General features: G+C 68.4%; 12 protein-coding genes. 9 read left to right on the top strand and 3 right to left on the bottom strand.

Annotated elements, in window-relative coordinates:
- Positions 1-5: 5 nt before the first annotated feature.
- Positions 6-1,010, bottom strand: a complete 1,005-nt coding sequence (locus B5F85_RS00760; RefSeq protein ID WP_087313430.1) for a LacI family DNA-binding transcriptional regulator — start codon at positions 1,008-1,010, stop codon at positions 6-8.
- A 535-nt stretch (positions 1,011-1,545) separates the two neighbouring features.
- Here B5F85_RS00760 and B5F85_RS00755 point away from each other — a divergent pair.
- Together B5F85_RS00755 and B5F85_RS00750 are read left to right on the top strand one after the other, a co-directional pair.
- The gene (locus B5F85_RS00755) at positions 1,546-2,820 is read left to right on the top strand and encodes an ammonium transporter (protein ID WP_087313428.1); all 1,275 of its coding nucleotides are present in this window, start codon (positions 1,546-1,548) and stop codon (positions 2,818-2,820) included.
- 35 nt (positions 2,821-2,855) lie between these two features.
- Entirely contained in the window at positions 2,856-3,194 is a 339-nt protein-coding gene (locus B5F85_RS00750; protein ID WP_087313426.1) for a P-II family nitrogen regulator, read from the top strand.
- A gap of 228 nt (positions 3,195-3,422) precedes the next feature.
- Here the strand turns inward: B5F85_RS00750 and B5F85_RS00745 are convergent, their stop codons facing one another.
- Both B5F85_RS00745 and B5F85_RS00740 read right to left on the bottom strand, forming a co-directional pair.
- Complete coding sequence (locus tag B5F85_RS00745) at positions 3,423-4,064, bottom strand: metallophosphoesterase family protein (protein ID WP_087313424.1); 642 nt, start codon at positions 4,062-4,064, stop codon at positions 3,423-3,425.
- A gap of 12 nt (positions 4,065-4,076) precedes the next feature.
- Positions 4,077-6,038 carry a BMP family ABC transporter substrate-binding protein gene (locus tag B5F85_RS00740; protein ID WP_087313422.1) on the bottom strand — a complete coding sequence of 654 codons (1,962 nt, stop codon included), beginning with the start codon at positions 6,036-6,038 and terminating at the stop codon, positions 4,077-4,079.
- A 380-nt stretch (positions 6,039-6,418) separates the two neighbouring features.
- Between B5F85_RS00740 and B5F85_RS00735 the strand changes: the two genes are divergently transcribed.
- The 7 genes from B5F85_RS00735 to gltB all read left to right on the top strand — a co-directional run bounded on the left by B5F85_RS00735 (position 6,419) and on the right by gltB (position 17,459).
- The gene (locus B5F85_RS00735) at positions 6,419-9,121 is read left to right on the top strand and encodes a sigma 54-interacting transcriptional regulator (protein ID WP_087313420.1); all 2,703 of its coding nucleotides are present in this window, start codon (positions 6,419-6,421) and stop codon (positions 9,119-9,121) included.
- 8 nt (positions 9,122-9,129) lie between these two features.
- Positions 9,130-9,525: a PTS mannose transporter subunit IIA gene (locus B5F85_RS00730; protein WP_143786104.1), complete on the top strand. Its 396-nt coding sequence runs from the start codon at positions 9,130-9,132 to the stop codon at positions 9,523-9,525.
- A 47-nt stretch (positions 9,526-9,572) separates the two neighbouring features.
- Positions 9,573-10,046 (top strand): PTS sugar transporter subunit IIB, encoded by a 474-nt coding sequence (locus B5F85_RS00725; RefSeq protein ID WP_087313416.1) that lies wholly within the window; start codon positions 9,573-9,575, stop codon positions 10,044-10,046.
- Between the two features lie 29 nt (positions 10,047-10,075).
- Positions 10,076-10,840: a PTS sugar transporter subunit IIC gene (locus B5F85_RS00720; protein ID WP_087313414.1), complete on the top strand. Its 765-nt coding sequence runs from the start codon at positions 10,076-10,078 to the stop codon at positions 10,838-10,840.
- Positions 10,827-11,654 (top strand): PTS system mannose/fructose/sorbose family transporter subunit IID, encoded by an 828-nt coding sequence (locus tag B5F85_RS00715; RefSeq protein ID WP_087313412.1) that lies wholly within the window; start codon positions 10,827-10,829, stop codon positions 11,652-11,654. The genes B5F85_RS00720 and B5F85_RS00715 overlap by 14 nt, the downstream gene beginning before the upstream one ends.
- An 86-nt stretch (positions 11,655-11,740) precedes the next feature.
- Positions 11,741-12,493 (top strand): alpha/beta fold hydrolase, encoded by a 753-nt coding sequence (locus B5F85_RS00710; RefSeq protein WP_087313410.1) that lies wholly within the window; start codon positions 11,741-11,743, stop codon positions 12,491-12,493.
- A gap of 304 nt (positions 12,494-12,797) precedes the next feature.
- Complete coding sequence (gltB, locus tag B5F85_RS00705; RefSeq protein WP_087313408.1) at positions 12,798-17,459, top strand: glutamate synthase large subunit; 4,662 nt, start codon at positions 12,798-12,800, stop codon at positions 17,457-17,459.
- Position 17,460: the final 1 nt, after the last annotated feature.

Below are 17,460 nucleotides of genomic sequence, written 5' to 3'. Positions count from 1 at the left end.
GCGGGTCAGAGGGAGCGGACGCTCTCTCGCTCGACGAGCTCGAAGTCCACGAGCTCGTGGGTTGCCGGGGAGCCGTCGCGCAGGGCGCCCAGGAGGAGCTTCGCGGCACGCTCGGCGAGGCGTGCGGCGTCCTGGCGGATCGTCGTGATGCGGGGGACGGCGTACTGGGAGAAGGCGGTGTCGTCAAAGCCGACGAGCGAGACGTCGCCGGGCGCGCTGAGCCCCCGGTCGACGATGGCGCGCAGCGCGCCGAAGGCGACGACGTCTCCGAGCGCGAAGACGGCGGTGAGGTCGCCCGTGCGCTCGAGGAGCCTGCGTGTGGCCTCGTAGCCGCCGATCTCGATGAAGTCGCAGGGCTCGTAGTCGCGCTCGTAGTCGAGCTCGATGCCGTGCTCGCGCAGAGCCTGCTCGGCGCCGCGCAGGCGCAGCTCGCCGATCTGCCCGCTCGCACGGTTGCCGCCGACGATGCCGATGCGCCGGTGCCCGCGCTCCAGCAGGTGCCCCACGGCGCTTCTCGCTGCGGCGACGTTGTCGATGGTGACGCTCGAGAGGTTGGCAAAGCCGAGCTGGCTCGCGTCCGCGGTCACCAGGACGGCCGGAGTCTCGATCTCGTGGAAGGACGCGCGGAAGCTCTCGAGCTCGCCGCCGAGGAAGACCATCCCCTTGGGGTGGCGCGCCTGCTGGTAGTCGACGGCGGCGCGGACCTCGTCGACGTCCCCGTTGAGGTAGGTGACGACGAGCTCCTCGTCCTCGCGCGCGAGCGCGGCCTGCAGGGGCCCGAGGATGTCGTCGAACATGCGGTTTCCGACGCCCATCACAAAGACGGCCACGGGCGTCTGGGAGCGCATCTTGAGGTAGCGCGCGTTGGAGTTGGGCTCGTAGCCGAGCTCGGCCATGACGGCGAGGATGCGCTCGCGGGCGCGGTCGCTCACGTTGGGCTGGTCGTTGATGACGCGCGAGACCGTGCCCACGCCGTATCCCGACTTCGCTGCGATGTCGCGGATGTCCATGGCCTCGTCCTTCTCGCCTTCATGGAAACGTTTCCAATTTCTGTTGGCAGACTTATACCACGGCATGGGGCGCGCGGGGGCGAGAAGTACGAATTGCCGCCCGCCGCCACAATCCGACCGCTCGCCGCGTCTGTCAATTGGGGACGTGTTATTTCGTGCAGACGATTTGGGACAGGTTATGTGCACGAAATAACACGTCCCCAATTGACACGTCCCCAATTGACAGACGCACCCTGCCGTGAGGGTATGTACACCTTCCTGGCCCGGCCGTTCTTCTCGGCAACGCTCTGACCTGCGATTTTACAGCCCGCATTCGACGGTGAGGTGTACATACCCTCAAGGGCTGGTGTGCACACCCTGGCGACAAGCCCGTCTGTTGCCCGCGGGTTTCCGCCGCGTGGCGGCGCGTTGCGGGCCTGCGTCCAACGTTACGGTCCATGCGCCGGCTCGTTAACTCCCGTTCGCCGCCCGTCTCCAGCAACCTGAAGCCTGCCACCATCGCCCCGTCACGTCCGCACGACAGGGGGAGGGAACCATGTACGACAGCGGATCTACCGCCTTCATGCTCGTCTGCACCATGCTCGTACTGTTCATGACGCCGGGGCTCGCGTTTTTCTACGGCGGCCTGGCCCGGCGCAAGAACGTCGTCAACACGATGCTCATGTGCTTTGCCGTCATCGGCATCGTGGGGCTCACGTGGGTCGTCGCCGGCTGGTCGTTTGCCTACGGCGGCGACGGCTCGCTCTCGTGGTTTGGCGGCTTCGACCAGCTGGGGCTTGTCGGCCTGGTCTCCGGCATGCTGTCCGAGGCCGCGAGCGTGCCCGCCGACGCCGTCTATCCGAGCCTCGTCGACGTGTGCTTCCAGATGGCCTTCGCCATGATCACCGCCGCCATCGTCACCGGCTCGGTCGCCGGCCGCATGCGCTTTGGCGCGGTGCTCGCCTTCGTCGGCGCGTGGTCGCTCGTGGTGTACGCGCCGCTCGCGCACATGGTCTGGGGCGGCGAGGGGTCGCTGATCGGCGACGTCATCGGCGCGCTCGACTTTGCCGGTGGCGACGTGGTCCACATCAGCTCCGGCGTCACGGGCCTGATCTTGTGCGTCGCCCTCGGCGGCCGCAAGGGCTTTGGCCTCAAGAGCTATCGCCCGCACAACGTGCCCTTCGTCGCGCTGGGCGCGGGGCTTCTGTGGCTCGGCTGGTTTGGCTTCAACGGCGGATCGGAGTTCGCCGCCGACGAGGTGGCGGCCCTGGCCGTCCTCAACACGGTGGTCTCCAGCGCGGCCGGCTTGGCGTCCTGGCTCGTGGTGGAGCGCGTCGCCTCCGGCACGCCCTCGCTCGTGGGGGCCTGCACGGGCCTGGTCGCGGGCCTCGTCGTGGTGACGCCGGCGGCGGGCTTTGTGGAGCCGTGGGCCGCGGTGCTCATGGGCCTTCTCGTCTCGCCCGTCTGTTACCTCGCGATCTCCAGGCTCAAGGCGCGCTTTGGCTATGACGACGCGCTCGACGCGTTTGGCTGCCACGGCGTGGGCGGCCTGCTCGGCGGCGTGCTGACCGGTCTCTTCTGCGTTCCGGAGCTCTCCTGGACCGGCGTGGGAGGTCTGCTCTACACCGGCAGCCCCGACCTTCTCGTGAGCCAGGTGCTCGGCATCCTGGTTACGCTCGCGATCGTCGTGGTGCTTGACCTGCTGCTCGTCGCCGCGGTGCGCGCCGCGTTTGGCGGTCTGCGCGTGAGCGAGCGCGACGAGGCGCTGGGCCTGGACGTCTCGGCCCACGGCGAGAGCGCCTATCCGGCCTTCACCGGCCTCGACTCCTGATCGACCCGACCACGTCAACCGCCCGAGGAGGCACCATGAAAAAGATCACCGCGATCGTTCGGCCCGAGAAGCTCGAGGAGCTCAAGGACGCGCTCAACGAGAAGGGCGTCCACGGCATGACCGTCTACGAGTGCATGGGGTGCGGCAGCCAGCACGGCTGGACCGAGTACTACCGCGGAAAGCCCGTCATGCTCAACATGATCCCCAAGGTCAAAATTGAGCTCGTCGTCAACAACGCGCAGGTTGACGGGTTGATCGACCTGCTCTGCGAGGTCGCGCGCACCGGCGAGGTGGGAGATGGCAAGATCTTCGTCTACCCCGTGGAGGAGTGCGTGCGCATTCGCACCGGCGAGCGCGGCGTCAAGGCCGTGTGACGGCGTCGGGCCCTGGGCGTCGGGCGGCCAGGGAGGGGCCGCCCTTCTCGCCCGCCTTCTCGCCTGGCCCCCGAGGGTATATACGCCCGCCCCCGAGGGTATGTACACCCAGCCGTCGAGTGCAGGCCGCAAAACCGCAGTTCAAAGCACTGCCGAGAAGAACGCGCCGCCTGGGTGGTGTACATACCCTCATGGCTGGGTGTACATACCCTCACGGGGCGCCTGCCGCTAGACGCTCTCCACGGGGAAGAGGCCGCCGTGGCCGCCGATGACGCCATCCGGGACGTCGAGCACGTAGGAGCCGCAGCAGTTGACGATCGTGGTGCCGCAGGGGTGCTCGCGGACGCGCTCGATGCGGCCGTACTCCATGTGGACGTGACCGTGCAGCAGGTAGCGCGGGCGCGTGCGCTCGAGCAGGGTCCCAAACGCCTCGAAGCCGCGGTGCGGCAGGTCGTCGAGGTCGCCGTAGCCGCGCGCCGGGGCGTGGGTCACCAGCAGGTCCACGCCCCCCGTCGCGCTGGCGAGAAGCGCCATCCGCGCCGCGCGCCGCGCCATCTCGGCCTCGGTGTAGCCGTGCACCTCGGGGTTGTAGCGGATCGAGCCGCCGAGCCCCATGACGCGCAGCCCGCCGACGTCGACCACGCGCCCGTCCACGGACACGCAGCCCTCGGGCGCGTGGGCGTCGTAGGCAGTGTCGTGGTTGCCCGGCACGTAGAGCAGCGGCACGTTGGCGAGCGTCACGATGTGCTCGAGGTAGACCGCCGGCAGGTCGCCGCAGGACACGACGAGGTCGACGCCGGCCACGCGCTCGGCGTCCCAGCGCTCGTAGAGCCAGCCCTCCTCCACGTCCGCGATGGCGAGGATCCTCATGCCCGCCGCCCCCTAGCGCGCCGTGTCCTTGAGCAGCACCGTCGAGGGGTCCACGGGGATCACGCCCGCGACCTCCACCTCGACGAGGCCGTCGCGGTCGAGCTCGCGCTGCTCGGGCAGCCGTCCCGCCACGTTCTCGTTGAGCCAGCGCATGCGAACGATCTGCTCGCTCGTGAGACGTCCCGCCTCCGGGCCCTGCACCACGTCGCCGCCCTGCGCGCGGAGCTCCCCGGTGAAGGGGTGCACGCGCCCGGAGAGCACCGACTGGCGCAGCACGTCCACGAGCATGCGCTGGCCGCGCGGCAGCTCGTCTGCGAGCCGCACGTCGAGCACGCCGGCGGACATGCCCCACCAGTAGTTGAGCGACTGCCCCTGGATCTTCTCGCCCTCCTTCTTCCACGTGTCGTTTCTGATGGAGCGGACGAGCATCTCGTAGTAGCGGCCCCACTTCCAGACGGGCTCTGCGAGGTGGGTCTCGGCGCCGTTCTCCTCCACGCGGTAGAGGCCCCAGGACTCCTTGGGCGCGAGCGGGTTGGCGTAGTCGCGCCCGGAGATGATGTGGACCCCCTCCTCGCGCAGCTCGCGGCGCCAGTCGTAGTCCTTGGCCGAGAACCACTTGAGGTAGACGGTCGCGTAGGGGTCCACCATCTGGGCGCCGATGGCGAAGGCGTTGATCTCCGCCACGGTCGAGAAGACCGGGGACTCCGCCACGTATCCCACCTTGTGGTGGCCCGCCAGGCTCGCGGCGAGCGCGCCGAGCAGGAATTTGGCCTCGTACATGCGGCCGTAGAAGCCGCGCACGGCGCTGTGCGAGAGGCTCACGGAGCAGTTGAGGTAGGCCGGGCCCGGGTGCTCGGCGGCGGCGCGCAGCGCCTGGCGCATCTGCGTGGGGGCGCAGGAGACGATGAGGTCCGCCTTGTGCTCGATCGCCTCCTCGACGGCCTGGTCGAAGGCGGCGTCGGAGCTGCGGTCGGTGAAGGCGTGGGTGGCGACGGTCCCGCCGAGGCGCTCCTCGAGCTTGATGCGCCCGCGCTCGTGCAGGCTGATCCAGCCCGAGGAGAGCGGGTTGCGGTCGTAGATGAATGCCACGCGGAAGGGCTTGGCGAGCACGGCCTTCTTGGCGAGGTTCTTGAGCTTGGGAAGCGGCGCGGTGCGGTCCGCGCTCGGGTCCTCGAGGTAGGCGCGGGCGCCCTCGCCCTGGGCCACCACGAACTCGTCCCAGATCTTGCTCACCTGGGCGTCGACGTCGCGCGGGGACAGGCCGCGCACATGCTCGAAGCCAAAGATGCTCACGTAGTAGGCGAGGGCGTCGCCCACCTGCAGGTCGAGCGCGTCGCCGCCGTGGGCGTGGAAGGAGGCGGCAAAGCCGTCGAAAAGCGCCCTCAGGTCGCGCACCACGTCATCGGGCCAGGGGGTCTCGAGGTCCTGGCCGAGCAGGGCCGCCAGGTGCGCGTAGAAGCCCTCCTCGGACGAGGTGATGCCGTAGATGGGGCACACGCGGTAGAAGCGCGTGAACTCGTGGTAGACGCGCAGGCCCTTCTCGTCGGAGGGCATGGGCGTCACGCGGGTGATGTTTGCCAGGATCGTGGGCATGCCCAGATAGCGCGAGACCGAGACGCGCTTGTTGCCCTCCTGGACGTAGAAGCGCTGGAGGTACTCGTAGACCACGATCGGGTCGCGCAGGCCCTCGGCGCGCTGGGAGTCGATGAGGTCGCTCCACTTGGAGGCAAACTCCGAGCCCGGCTCGGCGATGGGGTAAAACCCGCTCGAGAACATGTTCTGGCGGCCGCGAGTCTTGGTCCCGGCGATCAGCGCGAGGTCGATCTCGGCGAGGCCCACGGGCACCTCGCCCTGATAGCCCTGGTTCTTGAGGATGTCGTCGAGGGCGGGCGGATAGGGGTAGCGGCCGTCCGAGACGTCTCGCTCGACCTGCTTGAGGCCGAGCTTGCGGGCCTTGGCGTAGTCCTCGAGCATGCGGGCTCCCTCCTGCGCGAGACCGTTCCCATACATGGTAGCGAATCGCGCGGGGAGACGGGGCGAAACATGCCCGTGCGCAAGAAATCCGCTCGCCGGGCGAGAAGAACCGTCCGGTTGCCGCACGTCCCCGCGGCAGGTGCGGCTTCCGGACGCTTCTCGGGCCGGAAGCGACCGGACGCCGCACGTTCTTATCGGCCGCCTGTCCAGGCCCCCATAGTGTCAAGGCGTGTGTCAAAATGCGCGCGGAGAAGCGCGCAGAGAGGAGTCCGAATGACAAAACGTGATGAGTCGTGCCCAAACGACGTGCCGAGAAGAGCGGGAGAGGTGCCGCCGCATAGGGTTGGGACAGACCAAGCCAGCGGGGAGGGGGCGATTCGATGAACGTGCCGGAGACGGAGCGGGAGCTGTTCTCGTATCTGTGCTCGATGACGCGCGAGCTCGCGCACACCGAGCGCGAGCACTTTACCACCCAGGGCATCTCGCAGGCGCTCACCATCTCCCGCAACCTCGCGAGCCACTACCTCAACGACCTCGTTCGGGGCGGGCTGGTGGTGAAGGCCGGCACGCGTCCCGTCTACTACTTCAGTAGGCGCGACCTCGAGCGGGTTCTTCAAACGGGCATCGACCGCTTGAGCTGGTCGAGCGTGGACGAGCTTCTCTCGAACCGAGCGCACGTCGAGCTCCGTGACTTCGAGCGCGCGGTGGGCTACGACCTGTCCCTGGGCTCTGCCGTCGAGAAGCTCAAGGCCGCCGTGAAGTACCCGCCCCAGGGGCTTCCCGTGCTCATCAGCGGAGACAAGGGAACGGGCAAGACGCTGCTCTCCACGCTGATGTGCGAGTACGGCGTGCGCATAGGCGCGCTTTCCGAGGGCGCGCGGACGGTGGTCGTCAACTGCTCGGACTACACGGGCAGCCACGCCTCCTTTGTCCACGACCTCAATGACGAGAAGGACGGGTGGCTCGCGGCCTGCGCAGGAGGCGTGGTCGTCTTCCGTGACGTCGAGCGCCTCTCGCCCGCGTCCGCCTCCCTGCTGCTGCGCCGGGCGGCGGGCGAGCCGCGCGACCGGGCGGCGGCCGTGCCGGCACGCCTCGTGCTGCTCACGACCTGCCAGGAAGACGACCTCGAGATCGCCCCCTTCGTGCAGGAGGTGCCCGTCGTCGTACGCGTCCCTGCGCTTCGCGAGCGCACGATCGAGGAGCGCGAGGAACTCGTGCTCGGGCTCTTCAAGGAAGAGGGGCGCAAGCTCGGGGCGGACGTATTCGTGAGCCGCACGGCCTTCTCCTGCCTCGTGGAGGCCGACTTCAAGGACAACGTGCGTGGACTGCGCTCCTGCATAACGAGCTGCTGCGCCTCGGCGTACCTAAACCGCTCGTCCGACCGCCTGGAGGTGCAGGCCTTCCTCCTTCCCGGGTTCGTGCTCGACGCGGCCCCGTCGCGCATGCCGGCGAACGGGGATGTCGAGCTCATCGACACGACGCGCGCCCTCGAGCATAAGGGGGACAGCCGCTCCGTCCGCGCCTTCTCGGCGATGCTGGAGTCATATCGCGCCTACGAGGCGGGCGACGTCAAGCTGCCCGCCCTCATGGGCGAGGTGCAGGCTCAGGTCAAGGACTACGAGGACTACCTCGTTTTCGATGCCGACGCCGCCTCGTCTCGGGCGATGGCGTACGAGCGAATCATCACGGGCATCGTCGACGACGTGGGGGCTACGTATGGCATTGACCTGTCGAAGAAGTCGGCGCGCGTGATCGCGCGCTGCATCCACGCGCAGGTCCATCCGGGGTCGAGGCTCTCCAAGTGGCGCATCGAGAACCGCGCCGAGCTCGCCGCCCTTCTCGCCCTCTTGGTCGACACCTCCGACTTCTGCCGCCGGGCGGCGGACCGCCTGACCGCGCAGACGGAGGCGGCGCTCGGTCTCAGGCTGGACGTGCTCTCCCGCATCTTCGTCTTTGCCGTGGTGCAGGGAGCCGACCGCCGGGCCGATAGGCGTCAGAGCGTCGGCATCATCCTCTCGCATGGCTACTCGACCGCCACCAGCATCGCCGACGCTGCCAACAGGATCCTGCGCCAGCGCGTCTTCGAGGCCATCGACATGTCGTACGAGCAGGACGTCTCCGACATCATGGGACCCCTGCGCAACCTCCTGGACACCTACGCCTTCTGCCGCGAGATCGTCCTTCTCGTGGACATGGGCTCCCTCGAGAACGTGCTCGAGGGGGTGGGCGAGATGAGCAACGTGACGCTCGGCATCGTCAACAACGCCTCGACCGGCATGGCCCTCGAGGTCGGGTCGGGCCTTGCGTCCGGCGAGCCGATCGAGAGCCTGCTGCCCCATGCCGCGGAGGCATGCACGAGCCGCTTCCGCATCATGGAGGGTCGCGTGCTCGACCAGGCGGTCGTCTTCTGCTCGGAGGGAGGGCCGCAGGCGGCGGACCGCATACGGAGCCTCATCGAGAGGAGCCTGGAGGTCGAGTGCCCGCTGCGCTTCCTCGCGTGCTCGCCCGAGCAGCTTCGCCACGAGGGGATTACCGAGCGCTACGACGTCCTTGCCGTCATTGGAACCGACGATCCCTGCGTCGAGGGGGTGCCCTTCATCGCGCTGGAGGACATCATCTCGGGCGAGGGCGGGTTGGGCATCGACGAGGTCTTCGCCCGCTATCTGGACGAGACCGAGCTCGAGCGCTTCCACCAGAGCCTCGTGAAGAACCTCACGCTGAGAAACGTCATCGAGTCCATCACGATCCTCAACCCGGAGAAGGTCCTCGATGAGGTTGGGGCCGCCGTTGCGCAGCTCCAGCAGCTCATGGGCGAGCGTTTTGCCCCGAACATCCTCGTGGGGCTCAGCGTCCACCTGTGCTGCCTGGTGGAGCGTCTCGTCACGCGCAGCCCCATCGAGACATATGCGGACGTGGACGCGTTCACGGCAGGGCACGCTGACTTCATCGAGCTCTTCCGTCGCAGCTTCTCCGACATATCCCGACGCTATGGCGTCGAGGTCCCCGTGACCGAGATCGCCTATGCCTTTGACTACGTCCGTCAGTCAACGAGAAGGACTCAGCGAGGAGGTGAGGAGAAGTGAGGAGGATCGTGCTTGCGTCGCACGGGAGGCTCGCCGAGGGAATGCTCGACTCCCTGGGCATGATAGCGGGATGCCAGGAGGGTGTTCAAGCCCTGTGTGCCTATACCGACGATGTCCCTGACCTCAAGGCGGCGCTGGGCGAGCTTGTGGGCGGGCTCGCCGAGGGCGACGAGCTCGTCATCGTGACCGACGTGCTGGGCGGGTCCGTCAACAACGAGGCGTCGCAGTTTCGCGATGTCCCCGGGGTCTACGTCGTGACCGGGATGAACCTGGGTTTTGTGCTCTCGCTCGTGCTTGGTGACGCCCCTACCACGGCACAGCTGATCGAGGAGTGCCTCGTGACGGCGCGATCGCAGCTCATGCGTGTTGCCCCGTCCGAGGACGAGGAGGAGGACGACTTCTAGAGCCGCTTTCTGCCGTCCGTTCGTGATCCTATCAAGGGAGGTTTGCTGTGATTCTCGTATTTCGCGTCGACCACCGCCTGCTGCACGGGCAGGTCGTCTTCTCGTGGTGCAGCGCACTCAACCCCGACTGCCTCCTCGTCGCCAACGACGACGTCGTGAACGACGAGCTGCGCAAGACTACGCTCAAGCTGGGAAAGCCGTCTGGCACCAAGCTGGTGATCAAGTCGATCGACGACTCCATCGCGGCCATCAACGACGGGAAGACCGACAAGTACCGCCTGTTCGCCGTTGTCTCCAACGTGGAGGATGCCGTGCGCATGGCGCTTGCCTGCGACCAGATCACCTCGATTGACCTCGGCGGAACGAAGTCCGGCGAGGGCAAGCGACAGGTGAGCCGCATGGTCTATCTCACGCCGGAGGAGGAGGCACTTCTCGCCGAGGCCCAGGGGAAGGGCGTCGACGTGTACGTCCAGGCAGTTCCGAGCGACGCGCGAGCGACGTTCAAGCCCCAGCTCGGATAAGGGTTCGAGAAAGGAAAGAGAGGTACGTCATGCAAGCACTACTCGTCGGAATCGTCGCGTTCATCGGATTTCTCGAGTGCGGTATCGGCAACTCGATGATCCAGAGGCCCATCGTCATGGGACCGCTCATCGGCCTCGTGCTCGGTGACCTCACCATGGGCCTTCAGGTCGGCGCCACGCTCGAGCTGGCCTTCATGGGCACGCAGGCCATCGGCTCCGCCCTGCCGCCCGAGATCACGGCTGGCGGCGTGCTGGGCGCCGCCTTCGCCATCACGTCCGGCTCGGGCGTCGAGGCGGCCATCGCGCTCTGCCTGCCCATCGCCTCGCTCGCCCTGATCGTCAAGAACCTCTACTACGTCGTCGTGCGCGGCTGGATGCTCCACATGTCCGACAAGTGCGCGGCAGCCGGTGACGACAAGGGCGTTGCGACCTGGCACTGGGTGAGCTTCCTCTCCTATGCGCTCGTCATGGCCGTGCTCTGCGGAGGCGCCTTCTATGTGGGCGGCCCGGCGGTCGAGGCCTTCCTCGCCATCATCCCGCAGTTCGTCCAGGACGGCCTCACCGTGGCCTCCGGCATCCTGCCCGCCCTCGGCTTTGCGCTTCTCGCCAGCATGCTCGTCAACAAGGACGTCGCCCCGTACTTCCTTATCGGTTTCCTGCTGGTCGCCTATCTCGGGGTCCCCGTTCTGGGCATCGCCCTTCTCGGCGTCCTGCTCGTGATTCTGATGCTGGGCGGTAACAAGCTCGCCCCTGCCACCGCGACCTCTGAGGAGATGGAAGATGAAGACTTCTAACGAGATTTCGGCCGAGAAGAAGGTCGGCCGCAAGGAGCTCATGAGCGTCTTCTGGCGCTCCTTCACGATCAACGCCTCCTACCAGTACGAGCGCCAGATGAACCAGGGTTTCGTGTACTCCCTGACCCCGGTCATCAACAAGCTCTACGACAAGAAGGAGGACCGCGTCGAGGCGCTCCAGCGCCACAGCGAGTTCTTCAACGTCACCCCGATGGTCTCTCCGTTCGTCATGGGCATCACCGCCGCGATGGAGGAGGAGAACGCCAACGACGAGCAGTTCGACGCCAAGTCGATCAGCGCGGTCAAGTCCGCCCTCATGGGCCCGCTCTCGGGCATCGGCGACTCCGTCTTCTGGGGCACGCTGCGCCCGCTCGCCGCCGGCATCGCCTGCTCGCTCGCCCTGGCCGGCAATGCCGTGGCGCCGATCCTGTTCTATGTGCTCTTCAACGTCTTCAACGTCGCCTGCCGCTACTTCGGCCTGTTCAAGGGCTATGAGCTCGGCACCTCCTTCCTGAGCAAGATGGCCGCCTCGGGCATCATGCAGAAGGTGTTCCTCGGCGCCTCCATCATCGGCATGCTGGTCATCGGCGCCATGACGGCCTCCATGGTCTCGGTCAACCTGGCGCTTTCCATCGGCGAGGGCGACTCCGCCATTCTGCTCAACGACGTCATCAACGGCATCATGCCCAAGCTGCTCCCGCTGCTCGTGACGCTGCTGCTCTACAAGCTCATTCGCAAGGGCTGGAAGGTCAACACGCTGCTACTGGGCATCGTGGTCGTGAGCATCGCCTGTTGCTTCGTCGGCATTCTGTAGGCAATCGCTGCAAGCATCTCCCCCCTCTCGGGCGGCGGGCCTCGGGTCCCGCCGCCCGAGAGCGTTCCTGCGACCTGGAGGTCTCTATGCACAAACGTTACGTTGAGCTCGAGAGCCGCGGCCTGGTGCTGCGTGGCTATCTCGAGCTTCCCGAGGGGGCGAGCCCCGAGGCCCCCGTCCCCCTGCTCGTCATGTTCCACGGGTTTGGCGGAACCCTGAGCGAGAAGCACTTTCTCCTCTCGCGCCTCTCCCGCCGCGTGGTCGAGGCGGGTGTTGCGACGCTTCGCCTCGACTTTGGCGGGTCGGGGGAGAGCGACGGGGACTTCTTCGACGTCACGCCGCTCACGGAGGTCCTGGACGGCCAGGCCATCGTCGAGTTTGGGTGCGGCCTTCCCGAGGTCGACCCCGAGCGCGTGGGTCTTCTCGGCTTCTCGCTCGGCGGCTTCGTGGCGGCTTGCGTCGCCGCACGTGAGACGGCGCGCCTCTCTCTGCTGGTGCTCGTCTCTGCCGCGACGGGCACGCACCTCAAGATGGAACGGCTGCTCAAGGAGACGGGGCACGCCCGGCGCGGCGCGCTCGAGGTGGGGGAGGCCTTCGTGCGCGACGGACATGCGCTCGACCCGATCGCCTCGGCGGCCTTCTATGGCGGCCCCGCGCTCATCGTGCAGGGGACGTCGGACGCGGCCGTGCCGCCCGAGACGGCCGGTCGCTACCACGACGCGCTGCCCGGATCGCGCCTCGTGTGGGTCGACGGGGCAGATCACGCCTACGACGCCCCCGAGCTATTCGAGGATCTCGCCGCCGCGGTCACCCGTGCCGTCTCGCGGCTCAGGGACTAGGCGGCCCCGCGGCAGGTGCGGCTTCCGGACGCTTCTCGGGCCGGAACCGTCCGGTTGCCGCACGTTCCCGCAGGAGGTGCGGCTTCCGGACGCTTTGGCGAGAAGAACCGTCCGGACGCCGCACGTTCTTATCGGCCGCCGCGCTCTTCTCGCCCCAAGGTTTCTCGCCCGTTTCCGGTCCGCGTCCCGCGGATGGCAAACAAACGACGCGCAGGTGGCGAGCTCGTAGCGAGTTCGTCTCGGTTTTCTCCCCGGCCGCGGCGGCGCCCTAGACTCGCCATGGAAGCCAGAAGAGGGGAGCCCCATGAGCGAGAAGAACCACGAGCCCGGCCTCTATCGCCCGGAGTACGAGCACGACGCCTGCGGCATCGGCGCGATCGCGCACCTGCGCGGCGTCCGCAGCCACCAGACGCTCGACGACGCGCTCTCGGTTCTCGTGAACCTCGAGCACCGCGGCGGCACGGGCCTGGAGCGCAACACCGGCGACGGCGCGGGCGTGCTCTTTCAGGTTCCGCACCGCTTCTTCCGCAAGGAGGCGCAGAAGGAGGGCCAGCTCCTGCCCGACGAGGGGGACTACGGCGTGGCCATGCTCTTCCTCCCGCACGACGACCCGGAGGGCGTGGCCGCGGCGCGTCAGGTCTTTGAGCGCGGGTGCGCCGAGTGCGGCGTGCCGCTCATGTTCTGGCGCGCGGTGCCGGTGGACCCGCACGACCTGGGCTCCACGGCGCGCGCCTGCATGCCCACGATCTACCAGGCGTTCCTTCGCCGCCCCGAGGACGTCCCCCGCGGTCAGGACTTCGAGCGGCGCCTCTACGTGACCCGCCGCGCCATCGAGCGCGCCGCCGACGCAAGCCCCGCGCTCGCCGGCAAGATCTTCTACGTGTGCAGCATGTCCAGCCGCACGATCGTCTACAAGGGCATGCTCGTGGCCACCCAGATGCGCCGCTTCTACCTGGACCTGGGCGACGCCGCGGTCGAGACGGCGCTCGCCCTCGTGCACTCGCGCTACTCCACCAACACCACGCCCTCCTGGGAGCGCGCCCACCCCAACCGCTACCTCATCCACAACGGCGAGATCAACACCTTGCGCGGCAACGTGAGCTGGGTCCGCGCTCGCGAGCCCGAGCTCTACTCGCCGGTGCTGGGCGCCGACCTCGAGCGCGTGCTGCCCATCATCAACCGCGAGGGATCGGACTCCGCGATCCTCGACAACGTTCTGGAGTTTCTCGTCATGAACGGGCGCGCGCTCGACCGCGCCGTGACGCTCATGATGCCGGAGCCCTGGGACAACAACCCCGCGCTCTCCGACCGCCGTCGCGCCTACGACGCCTACCAGTCCATGCTCATGGAACCCTGGGACGGGCCAGCGGCGATCGTCTTCACCGACGGGCGCACGGTGGGCGCCGCGCTCGACCGCAACGGCCTGCGCCCGGCGCGCTACTACGTGACGCGCGACGATCGCCTGATCCTTGCCTCCGAGGTGGGCACGATCGACATCGACCCCGTAAACGTCCTCTCCACGGGATGCCTCGGCCCGGGCGAGATGCTCGAGGTCGACCCCGTCCAGGGTCGCGTGATCGGCAACGACGAGATCCGCGACCGCCTGGCCGCCGAGAAGCCCTACCGCTCCTGGCTCGACCAGGAGACCGTTGACCTCGCCGATCTGCCCGCGCCGGCGCGGTTGACAATAGATCCTGACGCTGTTGTCAACTCGGCTGCAGAACTCGCGGCGGACCTTGGCGAGGCCGGGCGCTCCGGTGACGAGCTCCCCCTCACGCAGCGCATGGCCCGTCTCGGCTGGCACTACGACGACGTCGACGAGGTCGTGCGCCCCATGGCCGAGAAGGCCTCGGTGCCGCTGGCCTCGATGGGCGTGGACGCGCCCCTCGCGTGCCTCTCGACCAAGGCGCGCTCGTTCTTCGACTACTTCAACCAGCTCTTCGCCCAGGTGACCAACCCGCCGATCGACGCGCTGCGCGAGAGCATGGTCACGAGCACCACGCTCTACCTCGGCAACCACGGCAACCTCCTCGAGGACTGTCGCGACGTCTGCCGTCTCGTGCGCCTGCCCGGCCCCATCCTCTCGGACGAGGACTTCGAGCGCGTGTGCGCCATCGACCTCGTGGGCTTTAAGGTCGCGCGCGTCCGCGCCGCCTACCCGCGCTCCGGCGGCGACGGCGCCCTCGAGCGCGCTCTCGACGAGCTTGCCGAGGAGGCCGAGAAGAGCGTGCGCTCCGGCGCCAACATCCTCATCGTCTCGGACCGCGCGAGAGACGGCGAGGTCAGCGTGCCGTCGCTGCTCGCGCTCGGGTGCGTGCACAACCACCTCATCCGCTGCGGCCTGCGCACCCGCGCCGACCTCGTGGTGGAGACCGGCGACGCGCTCAGCGCGCACGACTTCGCGTGCCTCGTGTCCTTCTCGGCCTCCGCGGTCCACCCCTACCTGGCCCACGACTGCGTCCGGGACCTCTGCGCCCGCGGCGAGCTCGCCCTGCCCGCGAAGGAGGCGCTCGCCAACTACGACCGCGCGGTCACGGCGGGCATCGTCTCGATCATGTCCAAGATGGGCATCTCCACGATGCAGGGCTACCACTCCGCGCAGATCTTTGAGGCCCTGGGCCTCTCCGAGGAGCTGGTCGAGAAGTACCTCACGTTTACGGCCACGCGCGTGGGCGGCCTCACGGTCGCCGACCTCCAGCGCGAGCTCGACGCGCGCTACGACGCCGCGGCGGCCCTGGAGGCAAGCCCCGCGCCCGAGCAGCTCCCTACGCTCGGCCTCACCAAGTGGCGCGCCCACGACGGCGAGGAGCACCTCATCGACCCCCAAGCCATCTACCTGTTGCAGCGTGCCTGCCGCGAGGGGGACTACGACCTCTTCAAGGAGTTCTCCGCGTGGGTGCACCGGTCCGGTCGCGCCGTCACCCTGCGCGACCTCATGGACTTCTCGCCCGCCGGGCAGCCCGTGCCGCTCGAGGAGGTCGAGCCCGTCGAGCAGATCGTGCGGCGCTTCAACACCGGGGCCATGAGCTACGGCTCCATATCCCGCGAGCAGCACGAGTGCCTGGCCATCGCGATGAACCGCCTGCACGGGCGCTCCAACACCGGCGAGGGCGGCGAGGACCCGGCGCGCGAGATGGCGCTCCCAAACGGCGACTCCGCCCGCTCGGCCATCAAGCAGGTGGCCTCGGGTCGCTTTGGCGTCACGAGCCGCTACCTGGTCTCGGCCGACGAGATCCAGATCAAGATGGCGCAGGGGGCCAAGCCCGGCGAGGGCGGCCACCTGCCCGGCCGCAAGGTCTACCCCTGGATCGCGGAGGTGCGCCAGTCCACGCCGGGCGTGGGGCTGATCTCGCCGCCGCCGCACCACGACATTTACTCGATCGAGGACCTCGCGGAGCTCATCTTTGACCTCAAGAACGCCAACCCCGAGGCGCGCGTCTCGGTGAAGCTCTGCGCGCTCGCCGGGGTGGGCACCATCGCCACGGGCGTCGCCAAGGGCGGGGCCGACAAGATCTTGATCTCCGGGCACAACGGCGGGACGGGGGCCGCCCCGCGCGACTCCATCTACCACGCCGGCATCCCCTTCGAGATCGGCCTGGCCGAGACCCAGCAGACGCTGCTTCGAAACGGCCTGCGCTCGCGCGTGGTCCTGGAGACCGACGGCAAGCTCATGAGCGGGCGCGACGTGGCCATGGCGGCGCTTCTGGGCGCCGAGGAGTTTGGCTTCGCCACGATGCCGCTCATCGCCTGCGGCTGCCTGATGCAGCGCGACTGTCAGCGCGACACCTGCCCGGCGGGCATCGCCACCCAGGACTGCCGCCTGCGCGCTCGCTTCTCGGGCAGGCCCGAGCACGTGGTCAACTACATGACGTTCGTGGCAGAGGAGCTGCGCGAGATCATGGCCGGGCTCGGCTTTCGCACCGTGGACGAGATGGTGGGGCGCGCGGACTGCCTGCGCCAGGTCCCCGTGGAGGGCGAGAAGAACTGGAAGGCCAACCTCCTGGACCTCTCCGACCTCTTCGCCTGCGCGAGGCCCGAGTTCGGGCAGGGCATCCCCGGCGCCGCGAGCCCGCGCTTCCTGCCCGAGATGGCCGCCGACCTGAGGATCGGGCGCACGCTCGACGCCACGCTGCTCGTGCCCTACACCGCCTCGGCCCGCGAGCACCTCGAGCCGGTGCGCCTGCGCGCGGACATCGACAACGTCAACCGCTGCGTGGGCACGCTGCTGGGAAGCCGCGTGACGGCGGCGCACCCCGAGGGCCTGCCCGAGGGCTCGGTCACGGTGGACTGCGAGGGCTCGGCGGGCCAGAGCTTCGGGGCGTTTCTGCCCGCGGGCGTCACGCTCAACGTCTCCGGCGACGCCAACGACTACTTTGGCAAGGGGCTCTCGGGAGGCGTGCTCTCGGTGCGGCCCCCCGAGAAGGCGACGTACAAGTTCGACGAGAACGTCATCGTGGGCAACGTGGCCTTCTACGGCGCCACGGGCGGCCGCGGCTTTGTGAACGGTCGCGCCGGCCAGCGCTTCTGCGTGCGCAACTCCGGCGCGACGGTGGTCGTGGAGGGCGTGGGCGCGCACGGCTGCGAGTACATGACCGGCGGGCGTGTGGTGGTCCTCGGCGAGGTGGGCCCCAACTTCGCGGCCGGCATGTCGGGCGGGCTGGCCTTTGTCTACGACCGCCTGGGGACGCTCGCCACGCGCTGCAACACGGAGCTCGTGGACCTTCTCGCCCCGTCCGCAGACGAGCTCGCCGCCGTGCGCACCCTCGTGGAGGAGCACGTGCGACGCACCCAGAGCCCGCGCGGCATCAAGATGCTCTACCAGTGGGCGGACGCGAGCGCGCGCTTCGTGAAGGTGGCGCCGCGCGACTACGAGCGCGTCCTGGCCTACGTGGCGCAGGCCGAGGCTGCCGGGCGCGACCGCGGCGAGGCGCTGACGTACGCGTTCGACAAGATGAGGGAGGCATAGT

Source organism: Olsenella sp. An293, from assembly GCF_002159495.1.
Classification (GTDB): domain Bacteria; phylum Actinomycetota; class Coriobacteriia; order Coriobacteriales; family Atopobiaceae; genus Thermophilibacter.
The sequence above is the reverse complement of the archived record's forward strand: the minus strand, read 5'-3'. Positions and strand labels throughout refer to the sequence as shown.